Source organism: Dysgonomonas sp. PH5-45 (genome assembly GCF_029893235.1).
Classification (GTDB): Bacteria; Bacteroidota; Bacteroidia; order Bacteroidales; family Dysgonomonadaceae; genus UBA1309.
In genome coordinates this window covers 15,988-28,246 of record NZ_JARXWE010000016.1, presented here as the reverse complement: position 1 = coordinate 28,246, position 12,259 = coordinate 15,988, and the positions used below count along the sequence as shown (strand labels likewise).

Annotated in this window: 8 protein-coding genes; 3 read left to right on the top strand and 5 right to left on the bottom strand. The window is 44.7% G+C overall.

Features of this window, described 5'->3' with window-relative positions; translation table 11 throughout:
- Window positions 1-133 precede the first annotated feature (133 nt).
- The gene (locus tag M2132_RS07335) at window positions 134-2,893 is read right to left on the bottom strand and encodes an outer membrane beta-barrel protein (protein WP_280672714.1); all 2,760 of its coding nucleotides are present in this window, start codon (window positions 2,891-2,893) and stop codon (window positions 134-136) included.
- Between the two features lie 204 nt (window positions 2,894-3,097).
- Between M2132_RS07335 and M2132_RS07330 the strand changes: the two genes are divergently transcribed.
- The 3 genes from M2132_RS07330 to pdxB are packed head-to-tail and all read left to right on the top strand — an operon-like array spanning window position 3,098 to window position 6,782.
- Entirely contained in the window at window positions 3,098-4,957 is a 1,860-nt protein-coding gene (locus tag M2132_RS07330) for an ABC transporter ATP-binding protein (RefSeq protein ID WP_280672715.1), read from the top strand.
- Between the two features lie 17 nt (window positions 4,958-4,974).
- Window positions 4,975-5,676, top strand: coding sequence for an ABC transporter ATP-binding protein (locus M2132_RS07325; protein WP_280672716.1), 702 nt, complete (start codon window positions 4,975-4,977; stop codon window positions 5,674-5,676).
- On the top strand, window positions 5,673-6,782 hold the full coding sequence (pdxB, locus tag M2132_RS07320) for a 4-phosphoerythronate dehydrogenase PdxB (protein ID WP_280672717.1): 1,110 nt from the start codon (window positions 5,673-5,675) through the stop codon (window positions 6,780-6,782). The genes M2132_RS07325 and pdxB overlap by 4 nt, the downstream gene beginning before the upstream one ends.
- Before the next feature lie 4 nt (window positions 6,783-6,786).
- On the opposite strand, the gene M2132_RS07315 is transcribed toward pdxB, so the two are convergent.
- The 4 genes from M2132_RS07315 to rpsO all read right to left on the bottom strand — a co-directional run bounded on the left by M2132_RS07315 (window position 6,787) and on the right by rpsO (window position 12,173).
- Window positions 6,787-10,038 carry an exodeoxyribonuclease V subunit beta gene (locus tag M2132_RS07315; protein WP_280672718.1) on the bottom strand — a complete coding sequence of 1,084 codons (3,252 nt, stop codon included), beginning with the start codon at window positions 10,036-10,038 and terminating at the stop codon, window positions 6,787-6,789.
- Window positions 10,016-10,372: a translation initiation factor gene (locus M2132_RS07310; protein WP_280672719.1), complete on the bottom strand. Its 357-nt coding sequence runs from the start codon at window positions 10,370-10,372 to the stop codon at window positions 10,016-10,018. The genes M2132_RS07315 and M2132_RS07310 overlap by 23 nt, the downstream gene beginning before the upstream one ends.
- Before the next feature lie 81 nt (window positions 10,373-10,453).
- Window positions 10,454-11,674 carry a hypothetical protein gene (locus M2132_RS07305; RefSeq protein WP_280672720.1) on the bottom strand — a complete coding sequence of 407 codons (1,221 nt, stop codon included), beginning with the start codon at window positions 11,672-11,674 and terminating at the stop codon, window positions 10,454-10,456.
- A 229-nt stretch (window positions 11,675-11,903) separates the two neighbouring features.
- Window positions 11,904-12,173 (bottom strand): 30S ribosomal protein S15, encoded by a 270-nt coding sequence (gene rpsO, locus M2132_RS07300; RefSeq protein WP_280672721.1) that lies wholly within the window; start codon window positions 12,171-12,173, stop codon window positions 11,904-11,906.
- Window positions 12,174-12,259: the final 86 nt, after the last annotated feature.

Below are 12,259 nucleotides of genomic sequence, written 5' to 3'. Positions count from 1 at the left end.
TGGCAAGTGCATTACATGTCTTGATTTTATCTGTCGGCAAGAATCTAATAATATGTAAAAAGGCTCGGCACAAGTATGCACCGAACCTTTCCATTAATAACAATCTTTCTACCTTTTCTTATAGATGTATTATTTACATTCTGCGTGGATGGCCTCCAAAACCGCCGCGCCCCATAGGATTCATATCCGAGGCTTTTGCGCCGCCTTTAAACAGTTGGAATTTATACACGAAGTGTACCATAAAGTAACTGTTGATTGTGCTTGTGGATAAATCGGAATAACTACCGTTGGCCGAGGTACGGGTTATGTTGTTACGGTCGTTAAGGATATCGTACATCTTTATGCGGAGTGTACCGTTCTTGTCTTTAAATATCTGTTTCGATATGGATGCGTTCCAAAGCCATTGATTGAGTTTATACCCGTTTTCGTAGCCCGAGTTGGTCGAATATTCGATATCGGTTTCCAGAGTCCAGTTGTAAGGCAAATACAGGGTTGTGCCGAGCGTACCTCCATAATCGTAAGTTTTTTGGTTTTGCAAAGAAGAATTTGCGGAGGCAGCCGAGTTGTTGATATTGTAGAACGAGAGGTTACCCCTCAAACTCACGTCGAACAAATCGGAACGGTATTCTACGCCCAACCGCTCGGTTAGCCGCAAAGTGTTTGCCGTATTGTCGTTCCCATCTATAAAGCCTTTAGAGTGCGCATAAGAAGCGAAAGTCATGCTGTTGACCGAAAACTTCTTGTTCCTGAGCGGAGTGTTATATATAAGCCTTGCCATTCCGCTAAAGTTACCGTTAACGTTCTTATAGGTCTTGTAGGTAACGTTGTCTATCAGCGTAGAGGTGGTAACAATGTCGTTGAGTGTATAGCTCATGTTACTGAAAAGCATGATGGCGCTACCCTGTTCGGGATTGAATTTGCGGAAGCGAATCCGCAAGCGGTTCTCGAAACTCGGTTTCAGATTGGGGTTACCCACAGTCTGATTCAGAGGATCGGAAGTTATCTTGGCATCCGATAGTTGTGCTGTGGTAGGCTGATTGGTGTTACCGTTGTACTCTATCCGCAGATTGGAGCGTTTGTCCCAATTGTAATTGAATTGCAATTCGGGCGCAAAGTTAACTACATCGTTTTTTGTGATGTATGTAGTATCGGGGCTGATTATCGTTGTTTTTGAATTAGACGGTTGCACGGCAAACCCCACCGTATAGTTATATTTTTGGCGCATGGACTTAAACTTCAATCCAACCTGTTGGTTTATAAAGTCGTTTTCCGTTTTGCGTGTATAGTCAATGTCTATGGCTCCACCGTTTTGCCAATCGTATGTTTTCTTGTCCGATTCGGAATAATTTTTGCGGTAACTGTAATCGACCTGCAAAAAGTTGTTCCGTCCTACCGGTTCCACGTACGAAACATATCCCCGCCAGTTGTAACTATCGTCTTTTTGCTTGAATGTTTGGTTCTGCAGTTCGTTAATCACCGAGCCCGAATCGTCTTGCCGCCATGTTGACGATTTATTTGTCCCATCGCTGTCTGAGTCGCTCAGTCCGCCCTGTACCCTGAAGCTCAACACACGCCCCGAATCGCTCAGTTTGCGGCTCACGTTGAGGTCTCCGCTCAAAGTAATGCCATCGCCCTTCGAATAATAGTCGGTATTTCCCCGTGTAAGAGTGTCGGTGAGGCTTGTTTGCCGGGTAGTCCAGAAATCTTCCACCTGATAGTTTTCGTTTTTGTTGTATTGGAGCGAGGGGCGGAAAGTTATCTGCGTTTTATCGTCGGGTTTCCACTCCATGCGTAGGTTGGCTCCTACGTTATCACTTTTGTTATCACCGTTTCCGAACCGGGTTTCCAAACGGTCTTGCAAGGTATAATTGGTAAATGTACGGGTTTCGACCGTGTTGTCGGAACTACCGTAGCGTGCGTTGCCACCCAGTTCCAACTTTGGCGAAACTTCTACCCCGAAGTTCATCCCTCCGTTCACCGATTTGGTTATACCATTGTTCCCCCCAAAGCGCATCCCCCGGTGCGGACGGTTTCCGCCAAACATAGAGGAGGCAAAGTCCGAGAAGCCGGCATTGTTGGTATTGTTCAGCCCCCCCAGAAACGAGAACTGATTGTTGTTGCGCATATAATTGACCATGGCATTGGCTTCGTAGCGGTCGTGGCTGCCATATCCGGCATAAGCATTCCCAAATACACCTTCTTTCATACCGGGCTTCACTACAAGGTTGATAACGGTTTCTTCGTTGCCATCGTCAAAGCCGGTCATCATTGCCATATCCGACTTTTTGTCGAATACCTGCAGTTTATCGACCATCGATGCCGGAAGGTTTTTGGAGGCAACCTTAGGGTCGTCGCTAAAAAACTCCTTACCATCGAGCAGAATCTTTTTTACTTCTTTTCCGTTTACAGTGATCTTACCTTCGGAGTCTACCTCGGCGCCGGGCATTCGTTTCACCAAATCTTCAACCATGGCGCTTTGCTGCACTTTATACGAATCGGCATTGTATTCTACGGTATCGTCTTTCACCACTATCTCCACGGCTTTTGCCGTAATCACGGCTTCGGCCAGCAGTACAGAGCTTTCCTTCAGCTTTATCTGTCCCAAAGATGTGCCCTGAGCCGTGTTTAGGTTGCGATAATAATCGGCATACCCCAGATACGAAACATGTATGATGTACCGACCTTGATTGACCGAAACGGAGAATTTGCCATTCGCGCCCGACACCGCGCCATTCACATAGCTGCTGTCTTTGGCATTCAGCACACGCACGCTGGCCTGTATGATAGGCTCGCTGTTACTATCAAGTATTGTCCCCGTGATTGTAGCTCTGCTTTGGGCAAAAGCTCCGGCAGATAAAAATAAAAGAAGTAATAAAAGTAAATTCTTTTTCATGTTTTGTTGAAATACATTTCGACTTAAAAACTGGGATTATGACAAATTCCACTCCAAAAGGTTTAATTTGATAGTGAAAAAAAATATTTTTTTAGTTTTAGCATTCTGTCTTTAAGGTTTTCTTTCAACTGCCGACAGGCGCTCACAGCAAAAAAATTACTAACTTGCGGCCGTTTTCAAACACTTATATCCATCAATTGCATAATGAGAGATTTCATTAAGATTCTGAAACGTTTTGTCCCTCCCTACAAGAGGCAACTTATCCTCAGCTTTATATTCAATATCCTTTCGGCTTTTATGAACGTTTTTTCGTTTGCCCTTATCATACCTATTTTAGGAATATTGTTTAAAACCGACGACGAGGTTTATCACTTCATGCCTTGGAATGAGTTGGGCGACGGTTCGTTTTTTTCGAAGATAGGAGAGTTGTTTAGCGTTGCCAAAAACAATTTCTATTGGTATTCGGCTGATGCCGTAGAAACCTATGGGGAGGCAAACACCCTGTTGTTTCTTGCCATAGCCTTGGTTGTGATGACTCTTATAAAAACGGGAGTCACTTACCTAAGTTCGTTTTACCTTGTTCCCATACGCACAGGTGTGGTTCGCGACCTGCGCAACCAGATAAACGACAAGATACTATCGCTGCCGCTTTCGTTTTTTTCGGAAGAGCGCAAAGGCGACATTATAGGGCGTATGACGGGCGACGTGGGCGAAGTTGAAAACTCTATAATGAGTTCGCTCGACATGTTTTTCAAAAACCCCATACTCATACTTGTATATTTCTTTACCATGTTGGCTATCAGCTGGCAGTTAACGGTTTTTGTGATTGTATTGCTGCCAATATCGGGCATTGTTATGGGGCGGGTAGGTAAAAAACTGAAACGCAAATCGTTTGAAGCACAAAATAAGTGGGGCGAACTGATGGCACAGATAGAGGAAACACTTGGTGGACTGCGCATCATCAAGGCGTTCAACGCCGAGGGGAAGGTATCCGGCAAATTTCACCGCGAAGGCGATGTGCTCCGCTCGATGAGTAACCGCATTGCCCGCCGCCAGCAGTTGGCACACCCCATGAGCGAGTTTTTGGGCACGGCCACCATTGCCGTTGTTCTCTGGTACGGTGGTACGCTTATTCTGGGCGAAAACGCGTCTATCACGGCACCCAGTTTCATATACTATCTGGTTATTTTTTATAGTATCATCAATCCGGCAAAAGACCTTTCCAAATCGTTTTACTCTATACAAAAAGGCTTGGCATCGATGGAGCGTATCGACAAAATTCTGCTTGCCGAAAATAATATCCTTAGTCCCGAAAAACCTGTCGAAATAAAATTCAACGAAAAGATAGAATACCGTGATGTGTGGTTCGAGTATCGCGAAAACGCCCATTGGGTAATCAAAAACGTAAGCCTGACCGTTCCCAAAGGGAAGACCATTGCTCTGGTAGGTCAGTCGGGGTCGGGCAAATCGACCATGGTAGACCTCTTGCCCCGCTTCTACGATGTGCAGAAAGGCGGCATCTTTATCGATGGGGTAGATATCCGCCGCGGAGAAGTTCACCAATTGCGCTCGCTGATGGGTAACGTAAATCAGGAAGCGATTCTTTTTAACGACACGTTTTTCAATAACATCACCTTTGGGGTAGAAAGCGCAACCATGGAACAGGTTGTAGAAGCCGCCAAGATAGCCAACGCACACGATTTCATTATAGCCACCGAAAACGGTTACGACACAAACATCGGCGACCGTGGTGGAAAACTATCCGGAGGCCAACGCCAGCGCATCAGCATAGCTCGCGCCATACTGAAAAACCCGCAAATACTGATTCTTGACGAGGCCACTTCGGCACTCGACACCGAATCGGAACGCTTGGTGCAGGATGCCCTCGAAAACCTGATGAAGAACCGCACTACGATTGTTATAGCACACCGCTTGTCGACCATCAAGTCGGCCGACGAAATCTGCGTGATGCACGAAGGCGAGATAGTGGAGCGTGGACACCACGACGAACTGCATGCCAAAAACGGATATTACCGCAAACTGTGCGATATGCAAAATTTCTAACCTTTCAATAAAGCACGGTGATAGAAGTCAAAAACATATCAAAAAGCTACGGCAACCACCTCGCCGTGAACGATGTTTCGTTCACCCTGAAAAGGGGTGAAATAGCAGGCTTCCTCGGAGTGAACGGGGCAGGCAAATCGACCACCCTCAAGATACTGGCCGGAGCCCTCAATGCCGACAAAGGCACGGTTAGTGTTTTTGGCAACAGCATCGTTAACGATGCCCTTCAGGCAAAGCAAACAATCGGCTATCTGCCCGAAGACAACCCGCTTTACGGCAGCATGTATGTAAAAGAATACCTGCTCTATGTAGCCCAAATGTACTCGCTCAAAGGGACGAAAGAAGCCGTAGAACAGATAGTTGAACAAATGGGTTTGCAGGGAGAATATCACAAAAAGATAGTAAGCCTCTCGAAAGGCAATCGCCAACGTGTGGGGCTGGCTCAGGCGCTTATCCATAATCCCCGTTTCTTGATTCTGGACGAACCCACAAGCGGCTTAGACCCCAATCAGCGAATGGAAATCAGAGAGATACTGGCAGGCTTTGCACAGTCGAAAGTCGTTCTGTTTTCGTCGCACATACTGCAAGAGGTTACAAGCATCTGCTCCCGTTACATTATTATAGATGGCGGACGCATCGTTTTTGACGACACCGCATTGGGTGGCACCGCATCATCCATCGAAGATACTTTCTATAAACTGACCAAAAAGAACGTATGAAAATACTTGCCGACGCCAATATCCCTTTTCTGAAAGGTGCTGCCGAACACTACGGCGATGTAACCTATCTGGCAGGAAACGAGTTTACACCCCAAATAATAAAAGATGCCGACACGTTGATTGTACGCACACTTACCCGCTTTGGCGAAGAGAACCTGAAAGACTCGGCCGTAAAGCTGATTTGTACCACAAGCATAGGTTTTGACCATATAGACACCCGCTATTGCGAGCAAAACGGTATCCGCTGGACAAATGCTCCGGGATGCAATTCGGGCTCGGTGCAGCAGTATATTGTTTCGGCACTTATACACATGGCACAAACAAAAGGTTTTGACTTGAAAGATAAAACCATAGGTATTGTAGGCGTGGGTAATGTAGGGAAAAAAGTTGCCCAAGCATGCCGGATATTGGGTATGCGAGTGCTGCTGAACGACCCACCCAGACAAAAAGCCGAAGGTTCTGCCCAGTTTGTGGACATGGATACCATTGTGGGCGAAGCCGACATCATCACCTTCCATACACCACTCACCAAAGAGGGTGAATATAAGACCCTGCACTTGGCTAACGAAAGTTTCTTTGCCAACCTTCGCCGTAACCCCATAATAATAAACGCGGCAAGAGGGGGAGTAGTGAAAACGGATGCCATAAAGGAAGTTATCCGGATGGGCAAGGTGTCGGGTACGGTTATAGATTGTTGGGAAAACGAACCCGATATAGATATAGAGTATATGCAACTTGCGGATGTGGCTACATCGCACATCGCAGGTTATTCGGCCGATGGGAAAGCCAATGCCACACGTATGGCCTTGCAAGCCGTTGCCGACTTTTATGGACTGAGCAAACAGCCTATCGAAGCCATAAAAGCTCCCGAAGCCCCCAATCCGGTTATAGATATGACCCTTTTTACGGGTAACCGCCTGTACGAAGCCATACTCTACCCTTACCATCTGCTTACAGACAACGATAAGCTAAGAACCGAACCCCAGAAGTTTAATTACCTACGGAGTTACTATCCTCTGCGTAGGGAATATTGCGCATACAGCGTAATGAACGCCAACGCGGGCGAAGCCGCTGTGCTGAAAGAATTGGGCTTTAACGTGATTTAGAGATTTACACTTCAACCACCTTCTGCAAGTGTACGTACCAAATATATCCCCGTAGGCGGGTATATCCCATTTGCTGAATACGATCTTTGTAATATTCCACCTGTTTAACGTACCGGGGCGATTCGTGTTGCCCGAATTTATAATCGACCACCACTACTTCGCCGTCTTTGAGCATAACACGGTCGGGGCGTACAAAGGGGCCTTCGGTTTGGAGTATCTGCACTTCGTTCAATACCTTATACTGCCCCGAATACCAGTCTGCAACCATAGGGGCGGATAAGTAATCCGTTAATTGAGCATACACCTTCCGTTTTTCGTCGGTGGTTATCAATCCTTCGGCGCAATATGAGTCGATAACGTTCTCCAAATCGTGGATGGTTTTTATACGGCTCAGAATGTCGTGCATCATATTACCATAATCGCGCTGACCGAAATCGGAAAAGAAATATTTGTTTTTCAGCTTGAGTTTTAGTCTGTTGTCGAAAGATGTGCTTTTCAGGGCTCCCATCGGAATTTCGTGCCCCGCAGTATCTTCTTCCGCGGTTACGGCAGGATTGTGATCGCCCCCAATTTCAAAAACGCCCGACTCACCGTCAATATTTTCTTCCAGCCTGATAACCGGCTTGCCATTATTTTCCGTAACCGTAGGATTATTGACGCACTGCCACAGCAGGGACGAAATATCGGTGATACGCCCATCGTCCTTAGGGCGGGGCGAAAAGGCTATCAGTTCTTTTTTTGCACGGGTGAAGGCCACGTACAGAATGTTCAGATTATCGACAAAGGCATGCAAACGCTCATCATAGTATTCGTATTCGAAGATAGTGTTGCGCAAGTTTTTAGAATATTTTACAGGCACAAGGTGCAAGCGGTTGAAAGGCTCTTGGTGAGGCCTGCACCACAGGATGTTGGGCATTTTATGATCCAGCTCCCAGTTGCAAAACGGCAAGAGTACTACATCGAAGCCAAGCCCTTTAGACTTATGGATGGTCATGATCCTTATGGCATCTTGTCCATCGGGGGTGAAAACGGTTTTCCTGACACCAGCCTCGTCCCACCACTTCAGGAATGATTCCAAATCGGGGGTGTTCCTGACCGTGAAATCAAGGACCGTATCCAAAAAGGACTGTATATAAACACTTTCGTTCTGTTCCATTGCTTCGCCAAAAAGGTCGAATATCTCTTCTGCCATCTCGTACAAAGACAATTCTTGTATCCTTTCCAGCTTAACCTTCACCTCGTCCGGAAAATCTTGCGATGCCGAAAAATAGAAATTCAGCGCACTTTCGGGCGAAAGCCGTTTTTCGAGTTTGTAATATTCGTAAACAGCAAGCGCATGTAGCGACTCATCGGTTGGATTTTGGAGATACCGAAACAGGGAAACTATCAGCTTTACGCTTTTCGAGGCGTTCAGCAACAGAGCCTCGTCCGATATTATATCGTACCGATACTTAGTGTTTGCCGATTTTTCTTTATGTTCCAGCAAAACATTCGCAACCTCGGTTCCTTCTTTCTTAGTACGCACAAGGATGGCTATGTCGCGCAGGCGGTAGCCTTTATCCTGCAAGCTTTCAATAACACCAGGCAGCGCGTTCAGCGATTCGGCTTGCCAGTCGGTAGCATCTTCCTTGTCAAGGAATCTGATAGACACATGCCCATCCGTCTGCTTCCCTTTGGCGGGTATTTCCTGAAACGAATCCTTATAAGCTTTTTCTATTTTAGTGCGAAAGGGCAGAAGCCGTTCGTCTGCCACTCCTTCAGGCAAAGCGTTATTGTATTCTTCTTGCACAAGCTTAGCGCCACGGGTAAAAACGGCATTGTTGAAGTTCACCACATTGGGCAGGCTTCGCCAATTAGTGTTGAGCGACCGATGGGTTATACCCTCCGTGCGGAAGTCGATATCGAGCTGCTCGTCCAACAGTTTCCAGTCGGAATTACGCCAACGATATATGCTCTGTTTAACATCGCCCACTATCAGATTGGTGCGCCCCGCCGCCAAACTGTCTTTCAGGAGAGGCGAAAAATTTATCCACTGCATGTTAGACGTGTCTTGAAATTCGTCTATCATATAGTTGTCGATGTGGGTTCCCACTTTTTCATAAATAAAAGGGGTATCTGTTCCGCTTATTATTTTGTTGAGTAGTTCGGTGGTGTCCGAAATCAGCATAATATTATTTTCGGCAGCATATTCGCGTATCTTCTTGTCTACATCGCCCAGAATACCCAGCGTGAAATAATAGCGGTTAATCTCAACGGCAGTTTGGTAGTTTCGTGAATTCTGGTAATGTTCTATGATATCGCAAACGCACTCGTTAAGCCCGCCCGAAAAAGCACTTTCTATCTTCTGCTTTTTTTCGTCTGTATCTTTTGCCAGATACCATACCGACACATCACCTGCCAATTTGCAGAAGGTAGCCGTAGGCTCTTTCACTTCGCCTTTGGCCCATCGCAAAAAAGAGAAAAACGGGGAGCGTGTGCCGCCCTTAAAATCGTCGGGAAGGAGTCCGTACCGTTCCATCACGTTTAGGGCTTTTTCGCCTATCTGCTGCGAAGTCGCTTCAAACTGACGGATATATGCACGGAGCATTTGTTTGTAATCGTCCAAGAGCTGTTTGTTGGCTATGTCTTGCTGAACTTTATCGCTAAAAGCCTTGTAACTCTCCTTGAATATCTCGTTCGAGAGGGTACGGATATCATTGCGGATGTTCCACGTTTCGCCGCTCTCTATTTTTTCTTCCGAAAATCGTATCAACCATTCCAGTAGCTGTTTATTGCCCGTTTTTTCCAAATCGTAGAGCATAGAGTCGATAGCTTCGTTCAATACCTTTTCGGTGTCGAGCTCTACATTATAGCCACCTCCCAAGCCCAACTCGCGGGTAAAGGCACGCATGGTTTGCTGAAAAAAACGGTCGATGGTACTGACCGAGAAAGCCGAATAATCGTGCAGAATCCGTTGTAGAATAATGCGGGCTTCCTCCCGTATCTTTTCTTCACTGTCAAAGCGGGAGCTTATCAGCTTGGGTATATAGTCCGAAGGCTTGCCCGATGCCAAATTTGCCAATTCGTCCACTATACGGCTTTTCATTTCGTCGGTAGCCTTGTTGGTAAACGTAACGGCAAGGATATGCCTGTAAGCGTAGGGCGAGGAAAAAAGCAGACGCAGGTATTCACCCGTCAGGCGGTGCGTCTTGCCCGACCCAGCCGATGCCCTGTAAACAATCAGGTTGGTGTTCTCAGATGATTCTCGATTTGGCATAACCTTCCTTCTGCAACAACTCTAACACCTTGTTTCGGAGGTCGCCCTGCACTATTATTTCGCCATCTTTGGCGCTGCCTCCTACTCCGCACTTCACTTTCAGAAACTTGCCAAGGCTTTCTAAGTCCTCCTCACTACCCACAAAACCCGTGACAAGCGTTACGGCTTTGCCCTTGCGATTCCGTTTATCGAGTTGTATCCGCAATGGTTGTTTTTCTTTGGGGGCGGTTTCAACCTCTTCGCTTTCGTCTTCGGTTTGAAAGCGGAAATCGGGATTCGTGGAATATACCACGTTCAGGCGGTCTTTCCAGTCGTTATTATTGTTCTTAGCCATCTGATTTTGATATTTGTCTGCCAAACAAAGATACTATTTTAGCCAACAAGTAAAGACAAAAAAAGACGAGACTAATCTTTGTTAGTTTACTATAACTTTAATTTCTTTTGTTCGGGAAGGAAAAATCGATCCGTTTTCATAATACTCGACAATGCAATCGGGGCCCGAAAAATATACTTCTAAATCACTCTCTTCTTGATTGTTTTTTATGGTAAACATATTGCTTCTTGTTTCAAATTCGTAAGAACTGCATAACCAGTTCTGTTCCGTACCATTCCGGTATTTTCCCCAGAAACTATCCTTTAGGCTTTTTGACCTTATTACAATTTTCAGGCTTGAATTTCCCTTAGGTAGTACCGCTTTAAGCGAATAGCTAATATAATCCGATGAACGTACCTCTATTAAATCTGTATTCAAAATATTCGGACCATACATTCCGAATTCAGGATACGAAATAAAAGAAGTTTGTTCAAAACCGCTGTTGGTTACGAATTGGTGTACATACTCTTCCATCTTCGAAAGGGATAGGTTGGCATTTTGCCCTAACTCGCCATATTTTTTTATTACATTTTCGCATACCTTATCCAAGTCAACATACGCTATATTATTGATAAGTACTGAACCTAAAGTTGCATCGTTAAGCTTCCCGTCTGTTTTTATATCATTACTGATTTTAGCAATAAGTTCTGATAATTCTCCGGTCGATAAATTTCCTTGACAAATAGCTGATATTACTAGTAGCATTTCATTCTGGCTGATATCCATATCTTCGGAAGAAAGACCGTCTCCTTCAAATCCAAATACTTTTAATACATCGGTAGCCGCTTGTTTTTTTGCAAGGGCATAGCTTAAGCCTTGTTCTTTAATAAGGTATTCAATGCGAGGTCTCTCCAAGTGGGTTAGAACATTAACATTAACCGTACTTATATCGTTTACATCAACCAAGGCGTATAAAGAGAGTGTTCCATCCGAAACGGCTCCTGATATTTCATTGAAATAGTATCCATCGGCTTTCAGCAAGATATAATTTGACTTCAACTCAATGTTTTTTTGTTCAAAGTTCCCGGCGTTATCTACAACCAAAGTCTCATACGCCCGTCCTGTCAGGTTTAAGTCGTAATCGAGTTCTATAAAAGAAACCGAAGAGCCTACAATATAAGGTCCTTTCTGGATAATGCCGTTGATGTTCTCTTTAATAATTGAAGTTGTACCTTTTGTGCCGCCTTCTTCGTCATTATCGCAAGAGAGCAAGGTACAGAACATAAAAAGTAAAACGGAAGTTTTAAGAAGAAATTTTTTCATAGCGATAAGTTTTACCCGCCATACACCTCAGTAAGGTTAAAACGAGTCGGTTAATTGTTTCTATAACTACAGAGCAAGGTAAAAAAAATCAAGAAAAACACAATGAAAAAATCAAGAAAAATATTGGTTTATAATCTATAATACGTTATTCATTGCTTGTAGGTAAAAACAAAAAGAGCCTGCCCGCAATGGACAAGCTCTTCGTTTTTGTTTCGTTACAAGACAGAAATTACTTTCTGATACCAAGTTCTTTGATGATTGTACGGTAACGGTTAATGTCTTTTTCGATAAGATAATCTAAAAGACGACGGCGTTTACCTACCAACATTTTCAAAGATCTTTCTGTGTTATAATCTTTATGATTTGACTTCAAGTGTTCAGTCAAATGCGAAATACGGTATGAAAACAATGCAATCTGAGCCTCGGCCGAGCCAGTATCAGTGTTAGACTTTCCGTACTTTGCAAAGATTTCTTGCTTTTTAGCTGAATCTAAATACATAGCGTTTATTTATATATAATATTAAAATGTGGGTGCAAAGATAGAAGTTATTTTTTGACAAACAAATATTTAAGAGCAATCATTTC